This is a genomic window from Streptomyces sp. NPDC054866, assembly GCF_053610745.1.
The window spans coordinates 104,650-126,450 of record NZ_JBSGZA010000003.1; the positions used below are offsets into that span (position 1 = coordinate 104,650).

A 21,801-nucleotide genomic window follows, 5' to 3' on the forward strand; every position below is an offset into this window, starting at 1 on the left:
GTGCCTGTGACGATAGCCGCTCCACCCTTCCCACAGGCAACGGGCTGTGCACGAGCTCATAGCAGAGCTGTGACTCAACCGGGCTGTGCTCACTTCTGCCCCACCCGTAAGCTGCTGTCCCAAGAGCGGAAGATCGCACGAGCAACCGAGCGGCCTCGCACGCGGGGCGTACGGGATCGAGCGGACCCGCACTGGTGGAGCCAAGGGGGATGGCCCTGCGGCGAGTTGGATTGGATGTGAAGCCACATGGCCAAAGACGCCGATATCACTTATGAGGAGATGCGGACCGCGGCGGGCAAGCTGAACGACGCCAAGGACAAGATCGACGAGAAGCTCGACGCCCTCGAGCGCTTCGTCGAGAACCTGGTGAAGAACGGCTACACGACTCGCAAGGGTTCGCAGGCCTTCGAGGACTCCTTCAAGGAGTTCAAGAAGGGCGCGAAGGACACCATCGAGGGCCTCACGGGCATGGGCAAGTTCCTGACCAGCGCCGCGAAGGCGTACGAGGACCTGGACGACGACCTCGCGAAGGGTGTCAAGGGCAAGGGCTGATCACGCCCTTGACCTGTTGAAGTACACCGGTGCGATGGGCTGTCCGCGGAAAGCGGCGGCCCATCGCACCAGTTGTTTATTGCACCAGTTGTTTGTCGGTAATGGGACGCATGGGGGCACTGTGGGTGGCGGTGGCGGCCGGGCCAAGCTTGACCTTGACGTGGTCAAGGGCATGGGCACCGGGCTCAACAACGTGAAGAAGGCCTTCGACGGCCTGGAAGATCTCGGCGGTCAGTACGAGGACGACTTCGGAAACGGCGATCTCGCCGACAAATTCGGTGATTTCGCGGACAACTGGAAGTTGAGCCGCAAAAGACTGACGGACGAGGTCGACGCGCTCGCCCAGATCGCCAAGGCCGCCGCCGAAGCGTACGAGGACATCGACCACCAGCTGGCCGAGGCGATCCGCGGCGCGGATGACCCCAAGTCGAAGAAGAAGGGCTGACCCATGGCCGGACGCCCACGCGATTGGCACCCGGTCGCGGACAACGACCCCATCCCCGGTGACGCCGACCGGGTCGCGAACCTGGGAAAGAAGCTCCGCAAGACCGCCGACGAGCTCGAACGGCAGATCAGGAACATCAAGGCCGTCTCCGAGGTCGAGGCCTGGGACAGCAAGGCGGGCAAGGAGTTCCGCGAGAAGGCGCAGGGCAACGTCAAGAAACTGGAGGCGGCCTTCAAGCGGTACGACACCGCGGCGGACGCGCTCGGCAGTGAGGTGACGGAGGTCGGCGGCCGCTTCGAGGACAAGCTGCACGCCAAGCCGAAGAACTACGCCTCGGACTTGAACCGCGCCCAGGAGATGGCGGATCTGGCGCTGAAGGAGGCGCAGGACGCGGAGGAGCGCAAGAGCGCCAACCAGAAGAGCCTGGACGCCCTTTCGGACAAGGACAAAGACAAAGACAAGAAGGACGGAAAGGACGACAAGAAGAAGCTCGAAGAGGCGCGGGACGCCGCGGGCGACGAGATCGAGGCTGCCAGGGAGAAAATCAACCAGGCGAAGAAGGTCCGTGACGACGCGGCGAAGCGCGCGCGTGACGCGATCGAGGACGTCATCGCCGACGACTCCCTGAAGGACGGCTTCTGGGAGACCCTCGTCGACAACATCAAGTCCGTGACGGAGCTGATCTCCACAATCTGCGGAATCCTTTCCCTGGTGGTCGGCTGGATCCCGGTGATCGGACAGGCGCTGGCGGGGGTACTCGGCGCGATTGCCATGATCGCCACACTGATCACCACCATCTGCACCATCATTCAGGTCTTCCAGGGCAATGCGGACTGGATGGACGTGGGCCTTGCGGCCGTTGGCTTCCTCCTGATGGGAGTGGGCAAGGCCTTCTCGAAGGTGGCGGGCAAGTTCGCCAAGACGGCGCTCAGCAAGATGGGCCGGGCCGGAAAGGCGCGGACGACGAAGCAGGTCACCAGGGCGAACAAGAACCTGCGAAAGCTCTCCGGGAAGAAGTTCAAGCTGGAGAAGGGCGAGGGCTGGAAGTCCCTCAAGGAGCCGTTCACCGAGCCGTTCTCGAAGGCCGCCTGGAGCAAGAATCTCAAGACCCTCAAGCCCGGCAGCGGAAACTTTGCGGCCGCCAGGAACGAACTGTCGGAGCGAGGCGGCGGAAGTGCCTTCAAGGGCGCCGGAAAGTCGTTCTCCATGGCCGACCCAGGCGTCGCGTCCGACCTGAAGGCGATCAAGTCGGGAGCGGGCGGACTCGGCAACTTCGACGTGAATGCCGTAAGCCAGATCTCGAAGACGGCGACGCGTCTGGGAGTCACCGGAGCGGGCATTACGCTGGCCGGCCTCGGCCTTGACGGTAACCTCAACCCGCTCGTGGCCTGATCCCGCACCGGCGCCTTGGCCCCCACCGGGTCCCCACCGTGCCCCCACCGGCCCCCACCAAAAGGAACGCAGTGAACACACCTGACGACGACGTCCCGGCGCTGTCCGAGGATTTCGCGGTCCGTCTCGACCTGCAGCCCGGCTGGGTAGACCTGACGCTGCGCGAGGCCTCGAAGGCCGAGGCGAAGGCACTGGCCACGAAGACCGTCAACGAGCTCAACCCGCTCTCCCTGGAGATCGAGAAGAGCGCGGTCTTCGACGACATGGCCGAGCGGGCACTCAACCTCAACGAGGACGCTCCGGCGCTGGCGGCGGCGTACTACGCGGAGAGCGGCGAGGGCCTGATCAACTTGATGATCGACTCGTACGGCGACGAGGGCGTGGCCCGCCCCACGCCGGACGAGGTCCTTCCGCTGCTCCTGGAGTGGGAGAACGGCGAGGTCGTGGGCGACCCGGAGGTGACCCGCCTGGAGCTGGCGGCGGGCCCCGCGCTGCGGGTCCAGGCGACGCTGAAAGTCAAGCGGATGTTCGGCCTGGGCCGCCGGATCACCGAGTTCGTGAAGTACGCGGTGTTTCCGCCCGGTATGCAGAGCCTGGTCGTCGTCACGGCGACGTGGGAGAAGATCCAGCTGACGGAGGAGAACACCCAGCTGGTGGACGAGATCGTCCCGACACTGAGGCTGGACCTGGTGGACGAGGACGGAAACGAGATCGCCCCGAAGCCGGAACCCGGACGACCGTGAGTGAATTCGAGAGCCGGAACCCGGACGTCCCTGAGTGAATTCGAGAGCCAGAACCCGATGAAGAACGCCAGCGAATTCACTTCGCCGCCCTCCGACTACAACGTCATCGTCCCCGACGGCTGGTTCCAGCTGCCGCTCGCTCCGGAGGATCGCGACCGGGGCATCATCGCCCTCGCGGAACAGCAGTTCCAGGGCGTGGACAACGCCCCGCACATCAAGAAGCAGTTCATGCGGGAGCTGCAGCGCAAGGCCAAGGACGCGTACGGCATCGGCGGCACGGAGCTCTACATCTCCACCCTGACGATCGGCCCCGTCCCGCTGTCCTCGTCCCTCCTGATCAGCATTCCGGGCCCGGACGAGTGGCCGGAGATCTCGGACGCGGAGGAACTGGCGGAGCACCTGGCGAGCACGGACAGATCCGGGACGACCGGCGCCGAAGTGGGCGTGGTCACCCTGGAGGCAGCGGGCAAGGCGGTCCGCCAACGCCGCAAGGAAGCCCCGGACCCCACCACCCAGCTGGGCAACGAACTCCCGAGCACGCTCCTCACGTACTACGTCCCCATCCCCGCGACCAAGAGCTGGCTGCTCCTGAACTTCTCCACGCCGATGGATCCGCTGGCGGACAAGATGGTGGAGCTGTTCGACGTGGTGGCCGGCACGTTGCACTGGGACTGACGACGACTGATGATGACGCGCACACAAGGCAACTCCCGCCTCCGGGACGGTTTCAGCATCGCGGCCTTCGTCCTGGTGCTGCTGGCCCTGGTCGTCGGCTTCCTCTGGGTCAAGGGAGCCTGGCGCACGGTGATCCGAGAGTCGCCGAACCTGATCGCGGGCTGGCCCGGCGGCCCCTGGGTCTTCGGCATCGCGGCCGGAGTACTGGCGGTGGCTGGAGCGTACGGAGGCTTGGCGGTGTCCAACGCCCCGCGGGACACGGAGAAGTCACCCCGCATCGCCCGCCGCACGGCCACCGCGGTGTGCTGGGCCGTGCCGTTGCTTCTGACGCTGTACATCCTCTCGGCACTGCCCGGCCGCAACTGCCGCTCCTCGTCCGCCACTTGCCGGGAGCTGGAGGGGGCGTTCCCCGCTCTCCTGGCGTACGCAGCCACTGCCGCTGTTCTGGGCTGGGCGGCCTACCGAGTCCGGGCCGGCCGGGAGGAACAGCGCAGGGCTGCCCAGCAGGCGAGGCTGCGGAAGCTGCGGAAGAAGGGCAAGGGGAAGAGCCGGGTGGCGAGGTAGGCGGCTGTGCGCTATGTGTCGAGGTTGACGAAAAGGCTCCGGGCGAAGTCGTCGAACTCGTCGATGTTCGACGTGATCCACCCGATGTCCTCACCGACGGTCCGTACGATCACATCGATGCCCAGCGACTCGATGCGCCAGGCGTAGTTCACCGAGCAGCACATGGCGCCGGCCTTGGCCGCGACGAAGAAGCGGATCGAGCGCATGCCTCGGCCCAGGCGCTCGGTGTCGAAGTCGATGACTTCGGGGTCCTGGGCCGCCCCGGGCTCGTTCTTCTGGACGAGCTCCTCCAGCTTTGAGCCGACGTCCCCCGCGCTCGGGCCCGCGTGTACGAGGAAGGTGAGGAACTCTCGGCGAGGATCCGGAACGTAGAGAAAGATCTGGTGCACCGGAATGGTCCGGGGGATGAGTTCGGCCGCGGAGTCCAGCTCCAGCGCCAGCATCTTGACCTGCTTCTCGTCGACCGGTTCGTCGTCCACGAGTGACCAGAGCAGTTCCGATGTGCGGCGAGCCCACTTCTTGCGTTCCCGCGCGGATCGCCGTCCTTCGGCGAGCACAGGCATGGCGGGCCAGACAGTGGCATCACTGTCCGAGTCGAGGGAGAAGGTGACGGTCACTCGGTCCTCCAGCGGAACGTGGTCATGACGGCGTCGAAGAGCTCGACGAGGATCTCGCTGATATCGCCTTCGGGGTCTGCGTCACCGATGGTGGTGAAACTGACGACGACCCAGCCGGAATCGGCACCGGACGAGGGCACTCGCACGATGTATTCGACATGCTTCGAAGGCGCTTCGGCGCCCTTCTCCGGGTCGGCGTCCACCGTCCGCTCTCTGCGTACAGCTGACGAGCCGGCCACTTCCGCGGACTCGGAGTCTGCGGAATCGGTGAGCAACTGCGCTATTGCGTCCTGCCGGCCGACCCCGTCGTGAAGCGCGATGTCGACCTTGGCGACGACGATGGAAGCGGCGATGAGGTGCCCGTGCATGGGCTCCACGGGAAGGTAGAGGTCCACACCGTCCCGTCGCTGTGCTTCCTTGACCGAGGAGTTCAGCCGTCGGTACAACTCCAGGCGGGCCTCTGTCACCTTGTCCCTGGGCAGATCACCCGAAATCCTCTCGGCAGCCTCATCGACGATCTTCTTGACCGTCTCCTGGGTGCCTTCCCTCAGGGGGATCCTCGTCCACCCGGGAGGAATGATGAGGGTGTAACCGAAAGCGTTTCTGGTGTCAGCCGACGCCATCTCGGCGGCTCCTGCGGTTGAGCGCCCCATAGGCGAGCGTGAGGGCAGCGGGCAGCAGAGGGGCGAAGAGCACCGCGGGGAAGTGGTGCATCAACAGGAGCAGCGGCGCGAGTTGGGCGAGTCCACCGCCTGCGAAGTAGCGGAGGAATTCCTTGCGCCATCTGCCTTGTCTGTGGAGGAACACGACACCGGCGGACAGGGCGGCAACCGCCAGCAACGGGAGCGCCTGCCCCGGGATGCGGAAGACGCCACTGAGTGATTTCGGGATGGCCTCGGACGAGATGAGGACTCCGCCGACTATGGCGATCACAAGGAAAGCGAGCGGAGTCACGATGGCGATCCGCGCGTTTCTGATCACCTGCCGGTCTTCGGGTGAGAGGCCAATGGCTGCACCGGCCGTTGTGTTGGGCACCATGTGGGCGCTCCTCGTTCTTGCGTCTTCCTCACGTCACGGTCTGCTGCTGCGCGTGTTCACCAAGCGGACACGGCCTGCCTCACACCGTGGCTTGCCTTGAAGTCGTTGTAACCTTCCCAGCTGGGCTTATGCGGAATATCGAGTCCGTCACTCGCAGCGTTCAAGGTGTCATTGTCACCCAGCAACTTGTCCCCCCAGTCGACGGCGGTACCGGAGTAGGTGGATGCCATGGCGAGGGTGTACGCGGTATTTCCGCCCCACTTGGTGCCTTGCGAGACGCCCTCGCCGAAGAGCTCCTTGTTCTGCTTGATTCCCTGGCGCAAGGAAGCGAGCTCCTCGTCTCCGAGGTGCACTGCCTTGGACCAGCCACTGGGCGGCGGCATTTCGTCGGCCACGCGTCCGGCACGCCCGGCGATGCCCTTGCGAAGGGCGGTCATTTCCTGGCGGATGGCGGCCTTGGCCGCGTCGTCGGTCGTGCCGGCGAGCCGGTTGGCCAGCTGGTCGCGAAGGGACTTGGTGCCCCGCAGCCCGTCCTTCAGCTTGGTAACCCTGTGCACCGTGGAAGCGGCGCGAGTCGACTTGCTCGCGGCCTTGAGCCCGACCATGGCACCTCGGCCGAGTCCCATGGTGAGCAGCCCGAAGGCGTCGAAGGCGACGTCCATCCAAGTGGCCTTCCCAGCTTTCACCAGCAGGATGCGGCCGCCCACGACCAGGAGGCCGATTCCGATGACCAGGAAATTGAGGCCTGGAACGAAGAGCGCGGCGATGGCCAAGGCCGTCCCGATCCAGCTGAGCACATCGAGGAAGAGCTTGAATCCCTCCGCGTGCTCCTTGGCCCAGGAGACCAGGTCGTCCCAAGGGCTGTCCTCCACCGCGTCATCGATCGCGTCCAGGATTTTCGTGCGGGCCGCGGTCGCGTGGCTGTTGTAGTGGGAGATGGCGGTGGAGAGTTGCGTGCGCGCATCTCTTACGGCCTCCTCGTCTTTCTCGTCGGCCTGCGCCTTGTCACGCGCCTTCTTGGCAAGGCCCTGGGCATGCTCCAACTCGGTGGCCCAGGCCTTCAGATGGCCCGCCACTTTTTCGTAGCGCCCCTTGGTCTTTTCGAAGCGTCCTGCGAGTTCGTCGGACTCCTCCTTCAGGCTCTTCGCGTACTTGCCCTTGATGTTGTCGTCATCGCCGAGCTCGCGGAGCTTCTTCACCTGCCGAGCCAGGGTTTCCGCAATGGTCGAGAGCCGCTTGGCCTCATGGCGGACCGCGTCCGGGTCACCTGGAGTCGGGTCTGATTCGGCAATCGGGGACCAGTCGACCGGACGGCCAGCCACGTGAGTTCTCCCTCACTTCTTCTTGCTCTTGTTTGCCTCGGCGAGCTCTTTGTCGAGCTTCTCGAAGTTCTCGATTGCCTGCTCGACGAGCTTGCCGACCTTCTCGATGCTCCCCAGCATCTCCTTGCGGTGGTCGTCCCAGTTGTCGGTGAATTCCTCCATCGCCCCGGATACGAAAAAAGATCCGTACTCGTCACGAAGGTCGTCCTGATGTCCGGAGCAGTTCTTGAACTCTCTGCGGACTATTCCCAGGTCCTTCTTGATCGTGTACAGGTAGTCGTAATCCACGCCGAGATCAGTCATGTCGGCGCTCCTCGGGCATACTGTGGCGGTTCACGGTCGGCTCCAGGTGGGGCATGGAGGTCTCCATCGGGCCGACGGTATCCAGGGGGCTGGTGGTTCCGCCAGGCCCCACAGAAGAACAACTCCACCGATATCGCTCGATTGACGTCGGGTCGTCACGTGATGGGCACAGCAATGGGCGTGGCAGAGGGCGCCACAGCGGAAGACCCCGGCTGCCACGAGGCTGCCGGGGTCAGGGTGAGGTAGAAGTCGTTGGTGCAGTGCGAGGCGGCGTCCGCTTCACCGGTTGATGGACTGGATCTCCTCGACCGCGATGTCCTGGACCGCCTCGATCGTGCCGTTGGGCATGTCCACCGCATTCGCCTGGCCCGTGCCCGTCCAGCTGATCTCCCACGTGAGGGAGGCCTTGAGGGGGAACGTCTCGCCGCCGGAGGAGCGGCGGTACGTGATGCCGCAGGGCGGGGTTTCCTTGGACTTGCCCTTGGCGTAGGGCTCACCGATCTTGCCGTCGACGATGGGGCATTCACCGTTGGCGGGGATGGTGGTGGCGTCCTTGGTGCCGGGGTCGAGCGTGAGGGACTTCGGCTTGGCGGTCGTCGTCGCCTCAAGGTTGAAACCGGGGACGTCGATGGCCGCCGTCGCCTTGACCTCGTCGAACACGGCCTTGTCGAGCCAGGCCCAGGTGGGCAGATTCACCTTGGTGACGGCCTCGGGCGCGAGGGTGACCTTGGTGCCCGGCAGCTCCATGTGCTGATAGGCGAGGGCAGCCAGCATCTCCGGGGTGATGGCCTCTTCGTGCTGGGGCGGCGGGGGCTCGCCGTTGTCGACCCAGAAGGGGAGGTCGGTGCACCCGGTCCGCTTCAGGTAGTCGGGTTCGTTGGGGTTCTCGACACCGGCCCAGAACATCCCCTCGCCGTCCTTCTCGACGTTGTAGTCCTTGTAGCCGGGGGTGTCGGTCCAGCCGTAGTCGTCCTCGTAGTGGCGCTGCATCTCGTTTATCGCCGCGCCCGCGTGGCCGCCCATGCCGGGTGCGTTCTTGGCGTCCTTGATGTCGCCGGACATCTTCTTCTTGAAGTCCTTGGCGCCGAGGTACGGGGCGTACCAGCAGGGCGGCGGGTTCCAGTTGACGTCAGCGGAGGTAACGTTTCCGCTTCCGCCGTCCTTGGTGACGGCTCCGGAGTAATCGACCTTGGCGGCGGCGAAGATACCGGTTTTGTCGCTGCCGCCTTGCTCCTCCGTGCTGGCGCCCTTGTCGTTCTTCTCGGGCTCTCCCGCATGGGCGGTTTCCGTGAGGGAGAGGGTGCTCAGAGCGAGTGCCAGGGCCGCCGTGCCGGTACTGAGGGCCATACGCCGTGGTCTGTTCACTGGCACTTCTCCGCCTTCGTCTCGACGAACACCTTGGATGCCTGCCACAGGTCCTTGCCCGTGGGGTGCTTGACCATGATGATCTTGAAGTAGTCGAAGTCTTCGACGCTGGCCTTGGTCTTCAGGATCTTTCCGGTCTTGACCTCTTTGCCGTAGAACTTGCTCGAGTCCACGCAGGACGCGACTTCCACCGAGTTGCCGTTCGCGGTGGACCGCGTGGCGGCTTGGTAGTGGCGCCGTGTACCGGTGGCGGTCCAACCGCCGTCGACCCGGCCGTCGATCTGCGTCTTCGCGTAGTGGAGCCCCTCGCCCGTGGAGTAGGCGGTGACAGCGGCATCCTTGGCCGTGCGCTTGTCGACGCCCCGGTAGATGGCGCGGAAGAAGTTGGCGGCGTCGTCCATCGCCGCCGCTTCGTTCTTGTTGCTCGGCTTGTCCCAGTCGAAGACGAGGTCCATGTCCTTGGGCAGAGTCACGTCCACGCCGTCAGGCTTGTCCTCCGCCGGCGCTCCCGACGGCTCCGCCGACTTCTTCGGCTTGTCGGCGCCCTGGTCGGACCCGGCGATCTTGTCGTCCTTGGGCTGTCCGTCGTCTCCGCTGCCGCACGCCGTCAGGAGCAGGGCTGCGGTCGCGGCGAGCGCGGCGGTGACGGGCATCGTGCGGCGGTTCACAGTCGGCTCCCGGTGGGGCGAGGGGGTATCCAAAGCGCCGACGCTATCTGTGGGGTTGTTGGTTCCACCAGACTTGATAACGGGGCAAGGCGTCCTATTTCGATGAACTGTCATCGTGTCGTGACTCGAAGAGCCCATCGGTCTCAACCGAGCTTTTTCTCCTGCGACTTGACCACGGCCGGGAAGATCTTCCCGTTGCCGGAACGGGACTGCGTGAACGCGCTGCCGTCCATCGCGAAGTAGATGGCGATGGTGTCGCCGTGGCGGGTGGCCTGGGTGCGCACAGTGTGGGTGTCGCCCTGGTACTTGGTCGTGGCCCTGAAGGCCAGGGATTCCTCGGCGCCTGGCGTGGGTGCGGTGCCGGTGGTCTCCGAGGTGACGGAGTCGTACACGTTGGAGGCCTTGTCCCCCTTGGCCGTGAAGCCGCCCGCGCAGGCGCTGACCGCCTTGGTCATGTCCGCCATCGTGCTCTGCGCCTCGCCGGGCGCGTACGTGGCGAGCGTGACGTAGGTGAAGGCGCCGTCGAAATCCTTCTTCTCGGCGACGCGTACGAAGCTGTCCTGCGTGTCGCCGACAGGGAACTGGCTCATCGCATGCCCGAGCGGGGCGCAGACGGGCTTGCTGAGCTTGATGTTGTCCCTCGACTTCGCGAAGACGAAGTTGTCGGAGGGCTCCACTACGGCGTGGGCGGGCACTTCGTTCTTGGTCAGGGCGAGTTGGGCCGCTGACTTCGCCTGCTTCTTCTTGGCGGGAGGCGTGGACGAGTCGGCTGCCGCCTTGCCGGAGTCGCCGCTCTTGCTTCCCTTGTCGCCGTCGCCGTCGCCGTCGCCGCTGCCGCAGGCCGTCAGGAGCAGGGCTGCGGTCGCGGCGAGCGCGGCGGTGGTGGTGTGCATGGTGCCACGATTCACGGTCGGCTCCCGGTGGGGGGTGGGGGGGTCTCCAAGGGGCCGACGTTATCTGTGGGGTTGTTGGTGCCGCCAGGGTCGATAGTGGGGCGAGACGGTCTCTCTCGACGGACTGTCATCGTGTCGTGACGCGGGGGGAGCAGGGGCACCTGTTGTTCGGTGGGGCGGAGTTATCCGCCACCCTCTCTGCTAGTGGTTGCGTTCGCGGCTCATGCCGATCGCTCCCGCCCAGGTCACGGACGCCGTGAACGCGACGTTCGCCGCTGCCGCCAGGGTGAGCCAGAGGGCGACGTCGGGGGCTGTGTTGCTGGGGCCGGTCTCGCCCTCGGGGTCCACGTACAGGCGGATGTGCTCGCCGACCCCCGTGCCCCGGCAGCCGCCCATGGGGCCCTCCGCTACGCGCCCGTCGGCGAAACGTACCCGGCAGGTGGTTCTGTCGCCCTGCTGTGAGGTGTCGACGACCACTCCCGCCACCGTGCTGCCCCGGTCGTCGAGGATCTTGTCCTGGACGAGGAACAGGCCGAGGAGTACGAGTGCGGCGGTGGAGAGGATGAAGCACGCCATGGGCCACAGCCGCTGGTTGGTGACTGCGGCGATGAACCAGAGCAGGAGCAGAGCGCAGGCGAGGCCCGGGAGGACGAGCCAGCGGCTGATGACCGTGGAGATCATGGCGCCCACGGCCAAGGAGATGACGGCGACGGTGGTGTGGAACCGGGCCGGAGGAGTACCGCGCAGCAGGCGTGCCAGCCAGGCAGGGGGCCGGCGGGTATCCAGCCCTCTGCGGTAACCCCCGTCGTGCGGGCCGGAGTTGAACTGGTCGGCCTTGGAGTCCATGGGCCTCATGGAGTGGTCACCTTCCCCGCATCCTCCTCGTACCGCCGCACCGTCGACTTCCCGCAGATCAGTGCCACCAGGCTCGCCAGCGACACCACCTGCTCCGGGTTGAAGCAGGTGCCCACGACCAATAGGCCCGAGCCGCCGCCCACCGGGCAGGAGAGCGCCGCCGCCATGCCCAGCTGCGCGGCGTATCGGCTGCTGACCGGTGCGCCGCCGTCCGCGGGCAGCTCCGGGAACGTGTCGACCCCGCCGGACGCGTGGATGCCCGGTTGCGAGACCAGCCCGAAGCCCGTGCCCATGGCCGTGGGGAAGGACTCGACGTAGACCTGCTTGCCCTCCAGCTGCTCGCCGAAGTGGCGGGCAAGCACCTCGCCCGCGCTGATGTCGGGGTCCAGCGGGCTCACCTCGATGACGCCCGCGCAGATCTGCCAGGTGACCGCGTCGTCCTCGTCGGTCGTCTCCAGTGTGATCAGGCCGCAGCTGATCATGCCGTCGTCGAGGAAGAGGCGGCGGGCCGCGTGGAAGGTGTCGGTGATGGAGGACTGGACGTCAGGGGGCCGGTGCGCGTAGGCCAGCGTCACCAGCTCCTTGATGCGGATCGCGGCCCGCTCCTCGTCCCGCCCGTCGGTGAGCAGGTCGAACCAGTCCGTGGGTACGAAGAGGCCGGCCTCGCCGATGGGGGTACGGAGTTCATACAGGTCAGCGGCGAGGCCGCCTGGCATCGGAGTGCCCGGCATCGGAGTGCCCGGCGTCGGAGTGCCCGGCATCGGTGTGCGGGGCGTCGTACCGCCAGGTGTCGTCGTCACTTGTTCGCCGCCTTCTTGAGCGCCCAGGGGTCGAGCGCGTCCGGCCAGACGTCCTTGCCGGAGCCCTTCGTCTGGTCCCCAGGGACGATCTTCTTGCCTACGTCGATGCCGATCTGCGCCGCGCCACCCGGCCCCAGGCCCACCGAGTTCACGCCCCAGTTGCCGGCGAACTGCACGCTCTTGAGACCGAGTTCGGTCCCGCCGAGCACGCGTCCCGGCTGGGTGAGGACGCTCCGGAAGAGGCCGCCCGATGACGCTCCCGCCAGTCGCCCAAGGCCCTTCGCCGCCACGAACGCGCCCCCGCCGAAGGCCAGTCCCGCCGCGTCGACCAGGACCGTCGGTGAGGTCAGTGCCTTGCTGAAGCTGCCGGTCTCGCCCACCGCCTGGAGGTAGTGGGCGAGGAGCCCGACCCCCGCGAGGGCCAGGCTCAGTCCCGCGAGTGCCGGGAAGGCGAGGGAGAGGAGGCCGATGACCGAGCTCAGGAAGCCCGCCACGTTCCCGATGAACGCGAAGGCCCAGGAGTACTCCTTGAGGAAGTCCTTGATCCCGTCGAGGATCATGTCGTCGAGTTTGTCGATCGCGTCGGCGAAGTCGCCGATGGCCTTGCCGACCTTGTCCCAGAACCCGGGCTCGTTCGGCGCCATGTCCATCGCGTGCTTCAGGCGCCCGGCGACGGCCTCGCCCTCGTCCGCGTAGCTCTGCCGCAGACGCTCGGCGCGGCCCCGGATCTCCTCCAGGTCGGCGTTGGCCGTGTGCGCGGCCTTCTCCTTCTCGCTGCGGTCGGCTTCCTGGCGCTCCCGTTTCGCCCTGTCCTCATGGGATTTGTCCTTCGCGATGTCCAGCGGGCCCGGCTTGGGCGGCAGGCCGTCGACCGCCTTCTGGGCGGCGCCCGCACGCTCCTTGGCGCGCTGGGCCTCGGCCTCCAGCTGCTCGGCGTACTCCTGCTTCTCCTTCATGTACGTCGCCCAGTCCTCCAGGGAGCGGGCGGCCTGGCTGAAGGAGTCGTGGGCGTCGTCGACCTTGGGCCGGAAGCTGTCGTGGAACTGCTCGCGGAACGCCTGAGCCGCCTTCCCCTTCCAGTCGCCACGGCCCGTTCCATTCAGTACGTGGGCTATGTCGCACAGGGCGTCGGCGGTACGGCGCACGATGCCGGAGACGTCGGCCGCGGTCCGGAGGTCGCCGGGGCAGGGGCAGAAGCCGAGCGCCGGGAAGCGGGCGTCGGCGGCGGGGTCGGGGCGCAGCCAGGACGGGGGCGGCTGTGGGGTGCCGCTCACGGGGTCTTGGCCTCAGGCTTCTTGCGGAGCTCGGTCTCGATCTGGTCGTCCAGGTCCTCGAAGCTCTTCTTGATCTTCCCGAGAGCCTTCGACGCGGACTTGGAGAACTTCGCCAACTCCTTGATCCCGTACGACCATTCGTCGCCGAAGTCGTCCATGCGCCTGGCGAGCTTCGTGACCCCCATCGAGGTGCCGTCGACCTCTTCCATCTCGCGGCACGGCTTCTTCATGACGTCGGAGATGTTGCCGATGTCGCGCTGGGTCCGCTCCAGCATGGCGTAGTCGATGTAGAGGTCACTCATGGGGCAAGTGGACTATGAGGGGCGGGGGCTGGGGGCGTGATCGACGCGGCATTGATGGTGGTCTGACGTCTCGTTTACGCCTCGTTGATGCATCCATTGATGCGCGGGGTCCGCAGGCAGCCTCGGCCGCCGCGCTCCCGGGCTCCGGATCTCCCGGGCCCTGCGGCTCCCGGACCCCCGGTCTCCAGGCCGCCGCCCGGCCTACCCCCACCCCCGAGAAAACTCCCCCCGCCCCACCCGCACCGCAAGCCCATCGTCCGCAAGCCCATCGCCCTCGCCCTCCGCGTCCCGGAGCAGCGACCCGTACCCCGTGGCCGCCCACAGGCTCTGTGCCGCCGGGACCTCGAAGTACGGCACCCTGCGCCCTTCGAAGTCATCGGTGAGCACCTCCGGCGCTCGGCGGGTGCGGACCGCCGCCCCGCATTCCTCGCATGCCGCGACGTGCAGCTGATCTCGCCGGCCCAGCGGACGCCAGCGGATGCGGAGGTCGGCGCGGCCGTGCAGGGGGTTGAAGAAGCAGAGCGGGAGGGGAGAGGCCCCGCCCTCCAGCGCGTCCCGGCCCTCCGCCACCAGGGCCAGCACGCCCGCCAGGTCAGGCAGTCCGCGCGCCGAGTCGAGAACCGTGCCCGCAGCGGCGTAGGCGTCAAGTGCGCGTTGCAGACCGGCGGTTGACGTGTCCGCCGAGCGGACCGCCTCGCCCAGCGTGAGGACCTCCGCCTCGGTCTGGCGCCGCAGCGCCTCCTCGTCCGCCGTACGCGCCGCCGCGAACACCGCCTGTGGGAAGGCGAAGGGCGAGCCGGTCGCGCTCGGATACCGGTGCGGGCCGGGCCGACGGCGCCCCCGCCGACGTACGCCTACGAAGAGGAAGAGAGCGGCGGTGGCCACCGCCACCGCGACGATGGCCGGCAGCAGCCAGGAGGAGCCGCCCTCCTTCTCCGCCGCCTCCGGGCGGGGCAGGCTCCCGCTGTCGCTGCCGTCACCAAGATCGGCCGTCGCCTCCTCGTACGCCTTCGTCCCATCGCCCCGCGCGATCAGCTCGATCGCCTTGCCCGTCTGCTCGGCGAGCCCCGCGTCCTTCATCTCGTCCAGGAAACCGACGGTGCTCACCGCGTCGCCGGCCTGCTGCTTCTCCTCCGGCCACTCGAAGCCGTGCAGATCGCCGGTCCATTTGTCGCCACCCGTGACGAGGATGAGCTCGCGCTGCGCGAGGCGGTCGCGTACGACCTCGGCGAAGGCATCGGACTCGCCGTCGTACGCATCGCCCTGGACCAGCGGCACCAGGGCCACCTTGATCGGCAGGCCGGTCTTCTCGATCTGCCGGACGAGCTGTTTCTGGCGGGCCGGTGGAACGGAGTCGGCGTACGCGGCATCGACGTACACGGGTGACTTGCGCAGGGCGTCGGCGACTTTCTGGCCGGGGCTGGGGGAGGCCGGTGCCTGGGCCGCAGCGGGCGCGACAGCCACGAGCAGGGTGGCGAGGGATACGACCGCCAGCACGGCGAGATGCTTCAGGTCACTGAACACCGGCGTACTCCCGTACCTCGCGGATGAGTTGAGGAACTCCGTTGACTATGGCGGGCAACGGGCCCGGCGCCTCCTCGTACGGCACACGCCCCGAGCGGCTCGCCCCCGGCAGTGTGAGCCGGAGCGTGTAGGCGAGGCGCGGCTGCACGCCGACCAGGACACGGCACTCCGCGCACACAGGGATGGTGCGCAGCCGCTGATCGTCCGGCGCGTACTGCGCGTCGCGCCACCCCGAGGCCGGGCCGTGCAGCGGATTGAGCGCACAGCAGGGCTTGTCCGCACCGACGAGCGCGCTCCGGCCGACCCGCGCGAGGACGATCGCGGCGGCGAGGTCGGCGGGCGTGGTGTCGCGGTCGACGTGGCCGTCGGGGTCGCGGTCGGCGAGGAGCGTCGCGGTGTCGAGGCAGTCCCAGACGCGGGTCCGGACGGAGGACCGGAGCGCGGCGTCCGGGTCGAACTCGCGCGCCAGCGCGTCCAGTTCGTCACGAGCCGCCTGGCGCAAGTAGCCGAGGGAGGGATCCGGCGGTGCCGTGAAGGTGAGGACTCCCTCGGGCGAAACGGTGCTGACCGGCGCCCGCCTGAGCCCCGGCACCGCGAGCCGCAGCAGCCCGAGCACCGCGGCGACGACCCCGAAGAGCAGCACCGCGGCGAACGCGCCGACGAGGAGACCCGGCCAGAAGTCACCGGAGAAGAGCGGCGAGAGCGTGTCCTCCTCGACGGGCTCCGGGGCGTCGTCCATGCCGAGGGAGGAGGTCTCCGGGTGGGGGATACGCGGCGCCTTGTCCAGAAATGTCATCAGGTCGTCGAGCCGCTCGCCGATCCGGTGATCGGTGGAACGGTCGTCGTCATCGCCGTAACGGATGGAGTCGGGGATGTCGAAGGCGACGAGATTCGCGTCGATGCGTACGTCGTAGGTGACGACGTCGATGGACCCGCCGAGAGGATCCGCGACGACGTACACGCCGTGGTCACCCTTCGCCCCCATCTTCTGCCGCACGGCTTCCACGAAGATCTCGGACTCGCCCCCGGACTCGTCCTCACTGAGCTGCGGTGCCAGGACGACGTGCACGGGCCCGCGGTCGAACTCGGCGATCCGGTCCCGGAGTTCGGCCCGCTGCTTGGAGTCGAGCAGATGCGGGCTCTCGGGATCGCTGTAGATGGGGCCGTCCTGCTTCAGTCCGGCGGCGACCCGCTCGACGCGGCTCGACAGGTCCGAAGCGGTGGGCTGCGGTGAGGAGCCGGCCGTGTCCTGGTGGAAGACGAGGAACGCGGTGAGGGCGATGGCCCCGGCGGTGAGGAGGGCTGTGCCGGCTTCGACGCGGAAGGGGGTGAAGTGCTGTCGGTAGGCGCTGGCTTGCTCACTGCTGGCGCCGGTGCCGGTGCCGGTGCCGGTGCCGGCGCCACCGCCGACGGCAGAGTGCTGCTGCCGCCGACGCGATTGGCGTACGTAGCGCCGTATGTACGGACTGAGGGCGAGGATCAGCAGCGGTACGCCGGTGAGCGCGATGCCCGTGACGAAGGACTGGTTGTCGCGGTCGGCGGGGTCGATGTGCATCTTGTCGACTTCTTCACCGGTGTCGCCGCCGTACTTCTTGCGGGCGGCCTCCGCGCGCTCGGCGGCCTTCTTGCTGCCCTGCGCGATGACGTCGGTGAACCGCTCGAAGCTCAGCAAGGGCCCGGCATCGTACGGCAGTTCATAGAGAGCCACGGTCGACGCGTCATCGGCGGGCGCCCGCACACCGAAGGCGGCGGCGTCGGCGACGCCCATCTCGTCGACGAGGACGTACAACCCGTCCCGCCCGAGCCGATCGTGCACGGCCGCGAGCAGCCGGTCGGCGTTGCTGCCCTGATCGGGCAGTACGAGGACGTAGGTGGGCACGCCGGTGCGCTTGGCGAGCTTCGCGAAGTCGGGGGCGGCGGATCGGGGGATTTCGCGGGGGAGTTGGTCGGTGACGTGGACGGGGTCGTCGCGGAGGAGGGCGGCGAGGGCGGCGGCTTGAGTGAGGGCGGGTTCGTCGGTGCGAGGGGCGGTACGGAGGGCGATGTGAGGGGCGGCAGGTCCTGCGGAGGCCGCGTCGGCAGGGGCTGCTGAGGCCGCGCTGAGCAACGCGGCGCTGACCTGCACGGTGCTGACCGGCATCGCGACAGCCGTCGCCGCACCCGCACCAGCCCCGAACAGCAATGGGACGCACAGCCCACATGACGCGGCGAGCGAACCGAGCCGTCGCTGTCGCCGCTGCCAACGCCGACCGCCCCGGACCACGCGCGCGCCGCCCACCTCCGCGGCAGGCTGCCCGGCAGAAGCCTTCTCGCCGTCGGCACCGTCATCTGCCGCCGCTCGTTCCACCCCGTACATCATTGGCCGCACTTTACTGTCGCGACGGAGGCGTTTCCATGGGGTGAGTGAGGGTGCTGCTACGGAGCGGGGCGAAGGGACCGGCCATGCTGGGACCTTGATTTCCGCACCATCCGGCCCCATGGCCATGTCCCGCAAGCCTTCGCGGAGCCCATCGGATGGGCTGACGTCGTCCGAGGCCCGGATGGTGATGGTGAAATCGCCGTCGGGGCGCCGTGTGACGAGGGGCGTACCGGCGGCCAAGTGTGCGGCGGCGAAGGAGACGGGCGACGACACGCGACTCCACCAGGACGATGCCGCTGCGCAGCACGGAGAACGTGGGCGGATGCGCTGTTCCCGGCAGCTCAGCCGTGAACCGGTTCCGTGAAACTCACCGTCTGGAGGATGGCCGCCATGATGTCGCAGAACTCGGTCCAGTAGTCCGTGGACGCGGTATGGAGCGTGAATACCGCGGTGAACGGGCCTGTGGGGAAAGGGACATGGACCTGTATCTGCCCGGTGAGCAGGTCCATCGGCTCGCCGGTCGCGGTCACTTGCGGGCTCAGCTTGTACTTGGTCAGCGTGATGCAGGAGACCGCCGGGCCGCATGGCAGGTCGAGCCAGCGGGCGTCGTTGTGCGGCTCTCGGGAGAGGGCCGCCAGAATGCCCTGGGCGGCGATGTCGGTGTCCTGCGTGGCCTGTTCCGTCGGCACGGCGGCCACGGTGAAAGCGCACTGGGCGACGCCGTCGGCACCCTCGTAACGCGCCTCGACTCCACCGCCGTCCTCGGGGACTTCCGTCTCGTCGTCCGCATCCGCCGTGGAGAAGAGCCCCATCGCCGAGTACGAGACACCGGTGTCCGCCATCATCTCGGCGACGGCCTCGTAGTAGGGGGCGGCCGGCTCCCAGATGCTTTCGTCGCCGCGGGAGTAGAGGCCGCGTACGAATTCCTGGGACCGTTCGGCGCGTTCCTCGGGAGTGGCGGCGAGAGGGAGGGCGAAGAAGCCGTCGGGGACGTTGAACCAGAGGGGCGGGGGCTCCTCGGTGGCGTGCAGGGGCGGGATCGCGCTCGTGGAGTCGGCGGAGGTTGTCATAGTGGGGGACCGTCCTGGTCAGAAGCAGATGCGGCGTCGAGCTCAGGAAGCCGCTGGGCGCCGGAACCCGCTCCAGCGGCCGGAGGGGTCTAGAAGTCGTCCGGGTGGTAGTCCTTGGGATCCACCTCTGCGCCGTCGGCGTCCATGAGCATGTCGTTCTCGGAGAGGCCGAAGAACGAGTCGACTTCGTACGACCTCAGGAACCCGACATGGAAGTGGCCGCAGGGGTGGCGACTGACCACAGGACTCCCGTGGTCCGACGAGGCCGGGCCCTCCGCGACGAAGTTCTCGACCGCGGTCCGCTGCGCGGGTGTGAGGTCGTCGAGCGGGACCAGGGCGAGAGGACGGCGCAGGTACCGGGCGAACTTCGGCGGCGTGATCGCGTGCAGCCGGCACCAGGAGTCGTCGTCGAAGACGACCTTGACGTCGGTACTGCCCTTGAAGGGCTTCGGCTCCACCCGGCTGATCCGCGAGCGGGGGACCTCCCAGAGCACTTCGTCGTCGATGAGGCTGTCGTTCTTCTTGGAGTACGGGAAGCCCACGACGACCAGTCGGCGATCGGTGACGATCGCGTGCGTGCGGTAGTGCTTTTCGGGGGAGCGGGCCGGATCCAGCTGCCATGGCAGGGTGCGGGCGAGGGAACCGGGAGCGGCCCACATGACGGGGAAGTCCTCGACCTCGTCGGCGGGGTCGTCCGGGGTGTCGGAGCCTGATGCCGGCCCCGAGCCGCCGCTGACGTTTCCCCCCGCTGAGCTGAGTACGGCCATGATGGCGCCGCCCAGCGCGATCAGGCCACCCTTCCCCACCTTCCGTGCGACGGTGCCACCAGTCGAATGGGCCGCGTAGACAGGGCCTTCGGGCCAGCCGGAAAGCTCGCTCTGGATGTCACGACGCTCGGTGTCGCGGAACCAGCGCATGCCCCGGACGCGCGTGGCCTTGCCGGTGGCGAAGGTGACGTACGCACGGGTGAGGAGCGTTTCGCCCGGTTCGGGCTGCCAAGTGTCCATACCGGAAAGAATCCTCCTACGTGGTGCCCCTAGGCCCTTTGTCCTGCATCCTCATATTTCGTGCCGGACGCTCATCCACCTGCGCTCATCAGCCCACGCGGGGAGTCCATCGCGCTCATCAGCCCACGCAGGGCGTCCACCGCGCTCATCAGCCCATGCAGGGCGTCCACCGCGCTCATCAGCCCGTCGCCGACTTCTCGAACTGGTCACCAGGGAAGAGGGCTTCTCCCACGTGCTGATGGATGCTCTCGATCTTGGGGAAGATCTTGAGTCCCGCGTCCATGGCTATACCGGCACCCAGGGGGTTGATGTTCACCCCAGGGATGAGGTTGGCGCCCTTGGAACCGAGCCACTGACCTGCGTGGTAGCCCTGGTTGGCGATGCCGCCCATGCGCGAAGCAAGGCCGCTGGTGGCATGGGAGACCTCGTACACGTTGTCCGCCATGCCGCCGAGCACCACTTTGCCGGGCAGTAGCTTGAGGCCGCCCTTGACGAAGCCGGCCTGCTCGCCGGTGGAGATCAGCATGCGCGCTTTGCCGATGTTGGTCGCCTGGAACCCCTTGCCGAGATTGCCGGCCTTGGCGAGCCCGGCGGCCCTGGCCAGCTTCGTGGTCTTCCCGGCCACCTTGATGCCCTTGCTGAAGGCGCCGATCCCCGGCATCAACCCCACCGCGTCCATCCCGATGGACATCCAACTCACGTCAGCACCCGCCCCCTTGGCGACCCCGTGTGCCACGAGCGCGAGCCCGCTCGCGATGAGCGCGGCCGTACCGAAGATCGCTGCGAGCGGCGGGAACGGCAGCGTGATGATGGCCAGCAGGCCCAGAACCGCGGTCAGGTCACTCAGCAGGTCGCCGATCAGCTTGATCATGTCGGCGTGGTCCTTGAGCCACTGGCCCGTGGCGTCCCACGCGTCGGCGACCCCCTTGGTGAGCTTGTCCCAGAAGCCGGGCTCGTCCGGGGCGATGTCACCCGCCTTGTCGAGCTCTTTGCTGATGGCACCGGCGGCGCGGGAGTAGCGATCCTCCAGGTCGTGAACCTGCTGAATGACCCCGTCGACGTCCCCCGACGCCTTGGCGGATTCCTTACTGTCGGGCTTCGCCTCCTCCCGGGCCTCAAGCTTCCGCCCGGCCGACTTCTCAAGGCGGTCCGCCTCGTCCTGGAAGTCCTGGAGCTCACCGGCCCACTTGTGCAGCGCCCGGGAGGCTTTGTCGAAGGACTCGTGGCTCTTTCGCACGAGCGGGGTGACGTCCTGGCCTATGTACTCGGTGAAGGCGAGCGCGGTCTTACCCTTCCAGGCCCCGCACTCGATCCGCTCCAAGTCCCGCACGGCGTTGCCGAGTTCCGTCGCGAGTCCGCCCAGCTTCTTCGCGAGCTCGCGGGTGTCGGTCACGTCCCCGGGGGTGGGGTCCCAGCCGATGTGCGGGAAGGCGGGACGGCGCGCCACGTCAGTGGCCCTTCTTCTTGGAGTCCGCCTTCTTGGAGTCCGACTTCGCCGACTTGAGCGACTCGGCAAGGTCCTGGTCAAGCTCGCTGAACTTCTCGCCGATCTTGTCGATCATCTTGACGGCGCCGTGGGTGTGCTTGCCGAGCTGCTTGACGCCGTAGCCCCACTCGTCGGCGAACTCGTGCACGTCCTCGACGAGCTTGCCCGCCCCGACGGCCGAGCCGTCGGTGTTCCGCAGGGCTCGCCGCGCGGCATCCATGCGGTCACTGACCGTGGAGAAGGTCTTCCGCAGGTCTTCGAAGATCGTGTCGTCGAGGCGTAGGTCGCTCATGTCCGCTGCGTGTTCCCCTCGGCGGTCATCTCGTCGTCGGCTGACAGGCGCACGGGTAGGGCGCCGGGGCAGACGATAGCTGGGGGACGCATTGATTCGCCAGGGCGAACCAATGTGGAGTTCGGGACGGGTAGGAAGTATGTGCAGACTCGGTGAACACGGGCCTGACCAGGGCCTGGGTCGCCTTGCCTTCCCTTTGCCTACCGCTTTGCTTCCATTTACTTTCCCGGTGTCCGGGGCGGCCTCCTCCGCACG

Annotated in this window: 24 protein-coding genes; 6 read left to right on the top strand and 18 right to left on the bottom strand. The window is 67.5% G+C overall.

Going from position 1 to position 21,801, the window contains the following annotated elements:
* The first annotated feature begins 246 nt into the window (after positions 1-246).
* The 6 genes from ACWGI2_RS15840 to ACWGI2_RS15865 all read left to right on the top strand — a co-directional run bounded on the left by ACWGI2_RS15840 (position 247) and on the right by ACWGI2_RS15865 (position 4,371).
* Positions 247-552 (top strand): WXG100 family type VII secretion target, encoded by a 306-nt coding sequence (locus ACWGI2_RS15840; protein ID WP_160506537.1) that lies wholly within the window; start codon positions 247-249, stop codon positions 550-552.
* A gap of 16 nt (positions 553-568) precedes the next feature.
* On the top strand, positions 569-997 hold the full coding sequence (locus ACWGI2_RS15845; protein ID WP_453695879.1) for a hypothetical protein: 429 nt from the start codon (positions 569-571) through the stop codon (positions 995-997).
* A 3-nt stretch (positions 998-1,000) separates the two neighbouring features.
* A complete protein-coding gene (locus ACWGI2_RS15850) occupies positions 1,001-2,389 on the top strand; it encodes a hypothetical protein (protein ID WP_453695880.1) in 1,389 nt (462 codons plus the stop codon).
* 71 nt (positions 2,390-2,460) lie between these two features.
* Positions 2,461-3,132, top strand: coding sequence for a hypothetical protein (locus tag ACWGI2_RS15855; RefSeq protein WP_453397554.1), 672 nt, complete (start codon positions 2,461-2,463; stop codon positions 3,130-3,132).
* A gap of 57 nt (positions 3,133-3,189) precedes the next feature.
* Positions 3,190-3,807 carry a hypothetical protein gene (locus ACWGI2_RS15860; protein ID WP_453695881.1) on the top strand — a complete coding sequence of 206 codons (618 nt, stop codon included), beginning with the start codon at positions 3,190-3,192 and terminating at the stop codon, positions 3,805-3,807.
* Between the two features lie 9 nt (positions 3,808-3,816).
* Positions 3,817-4,371, top strand: a complete 555-nt coding sequence (locus ACWGI2_RS15865) for a hypothetical protein (protein WP_453695882.1) — start codon at positions 3,817-3,819, stop codon at positions 4,369-4,371.
* A gap of 11 nt (positions 4,372-4,382) precedes the next feature.
* On the opposite strand, the gene ACWGI2_RS15870 is transcribed toward ACWGI2_RS15865, so the two are convergent.
* From ACWGI2_RS15870 to ACWGI2_RS15955, 18 genes are all read right to left on the bottom strand, one after another.
* Positions 4,383-4,988 carry a hypothetical protein gene (locus ACWGI2_RS15870; RefSeq protein ID WP_453695884.1) on the bottom strand — a complete coding sequence of 202 codons (606 nt, stop codon included), beginning with the start codon at positions 4,986-4,988 and terminating at the stop codon, positions 4,383-4,385.
* Positions 4,985-5,611 carry a hypothetical protein gene (locus ACWGI2_RS15875; RefSeq protein WP_453695886.1) on the bottom strand — a complete coding sequence of 209 codons (627 nt, stop codon included), beginning with the start codon at positions 5,609-5,611 and terminating at the stop codon, positions 4,985-4,987. Before ACWGI2_RS15875 ends, ACWGI2_RS15870 begins: the two co-directional genes overlap by 4 nt.
* On the bottom strand, positions 5,598-6,026 hold the full coding sequence (locus tag ACWGI2_RS15880) for a hypothetical protein (RefSeq protein WP_453695887.1): 429 nt from the start codon (positions 6,024-6,026) through the stop codon (positions 5,598-5,600). The genes ACWGI2_RS15875 and ACWGI2_RS15880 overlap by 14 nt, the downstream gene beginning before the upstream one ends.
* Before the next feature lie 56 nt (positions 6,027-6,082).
* Positions 6,083-7,348 (bottom strand): putative T7SS-secreted protein, encoded by a 1,266-nt coding sequence (locus tag ACWGI2_RS15885; protein ID WP_453695889.1) that lies wholly within the window; start codon positions 7,346-7,348, stop codon positions 6,083-6,085.
* Positions 7,349-7,360: 12 nt separating this feature from the next.
* Positions 7,361-7,651 (bottom strand): hypothetical protein, encoded by a 291-nt coding sequence (locus tag ACWGI2_RS15890; protein ID WP_453695891.1) that lies wholly within the window; start codon positions 7,649-7,651, stop codon positions 7,361-7,363.
* A 279-nt stretch (positions 7,652-7,930) separates the two neighbouring features.
* Positions 7,931-8,998: a hypothetical protein gene (locus ACWGI2_RS15895; protein WP_453695893.1), complete on the bottom strand. Its 1,068-nt coding sequence runs from the start codon at positions 8,996-8,998 to the stop codon at positions 7,931-7,933.
* A gap of 14 nt (positions 8,999-9,012) precedes the next feature.
* Positions 9,013-9,684 carry a hypothetical protein gene (locus tag ACWGI2_RS15900; protein WP_453695894.1) on the bottom strand — a complete coding sequence of 224 codons (672 nt, stop codon included), beginning with the start codon at positions 9,682-9,684 and terminating at the stop codon, positions 9,013-9,015.
* Positions 9,685-9,827: 143 nt separating this feature from the next.
* Positions 9,828-10,577, bottom strand: a complete 750-nt coding sequence (locus ACWGI2_RS15905) for a hypothetical protein (protein ID WP_453695895.1) — start codon at positions 10,575-10,577, stop codon at positions 9,828-9,830.
* Positions 10,578-10,778: 201 nt separating this feature from the next.
* On the bottom strand, positions 10,779-11,432 hold the full coding sequence (locus ACWGI2_RS15910) for a hypothetical protein (protein ID WP_453695897.1): 654 nt from the start codon (positions 11,430-11,432) through the stop codon (positions 10,779-10,781).
* Entirely contained in the window at positions 11,429-12,232 is an 804-nt protein-coding gene (locus ACWGI2_RS15915; protein ID WP_453695899.1) for a hypothetical protein, read from the bottom strand. Before ACWGI2_RS15915 ends, ACWGI2_RS15910 begins: the two co-directional genes overlap by 4 nt.
* Complete coding sequence (locus ACWGI2_RS15920; protein WP_453695900.1) at positions 12,229-13,506, bottom strand: putative T7SS-secreted protein; 1,278 nt, start codon at positions 13,504-13,506, stop codon at positions 12,229-12,231. The genes ACWGI2_RS15915 and ACWGI2_RS15920 overlap by 4 nt, the downstream gene beginning before the upstream one ends.
* A complete protein-coding gene (locus tag ACWGI2_RS15925) occupies positions 13,503-13,808 on the bottom strand; it encodes a hypothetical protein (RefSeq protein ID WP_453695901.1) in 306 nt (101 codons plus the stop codon). Before ACWGI2_RS15925 ends, ACWGI2_RS15920 begins: the two co-directional genes overlap by 4 nt.
* A 201-nt stretch (positions 13,809-14,009) precedes the next feature.
* The gene (locus tag ACWGI2_RS15930) at positions 14,010-15,332 is read right to left on the bottom strand and encodes a hypothetical protein (RefSeq protein WP_453695902.1); all 1,323 of its coding nucleotides are present in this window, start codon (positions 15,330-15,332) and stop codon (positions 14,010-14,012) included.
* Positions 15,322-17,691, bottom strand: a complete 2,370-nt coding sequence (locus ACWGI2_RS15935; RefSeq protein WP_453695904.1) for a hypothetical protein — start codon at positions 17,689-17,691, stop codon at positions 15,322-15,324. The genes ACWGI2_RS15930 and ACWGI2_RS15935 overlap by 11 nt, the downstream gene beginning before the upstream one ends.
* A 341-nt stretch (positions 17,692-18,032) precedes the next feature.
* Positions 18,033-18,761 carry a hypothetical protein gene (locus ACWGI2_RS15940; RefSeq protein ID WP_453695905.1) on the bottom strand — a complete coding sequence of 243 codons (729 nt, stop codon included), beginning with the start codon at positions 18,759-18,761 and terminating at the stop codon, positions 18,033-18,035.
* Between the two features lie 89 nt (positions 18,762-18,850).
* Positions 18,851-19,768 carry a hypothetical protein gene (locus ACWGI2_RS15945; protein WP_453695907.1) on the bottom strand — a complete coding sequence of 306 codons (918 nt, stop codon included), beginning with the start codon at positions 19,766-19,768 and terminating at the stop codon, positions 18,851-18,853.
* A gap of 178 nt (positions 19,769-19,946) precedes the next feature.
* A complete protein-coding gene (locus tag ACWGI2_RS15950; RefSeq protein ID WP_453695909.1) occupies positions 19,947-21,215 on the bottom strand; it encodes an enoyl-CoA hydratase/isomerase family protein in 1,269 nt (422 codons plus the stop codon).
* A gap of 1 nt (position 21,216) precedes the next feature.
* Positions 21,217-21,546 carry a hypothetical protein gene (locus ACWGI2_RS15955; RefSeq protein WP_453695910.1) on the bottom strand — a complete coding sequence of 110 codons (330 nt, stop codon included), beginning with the start codon at positions 21,544-21,546 and terminating at the stop codon, positions 21,217-21,219.
* Between the last annotated feature and the right edge of the window lie 255 nt (positions 21,547-21,801).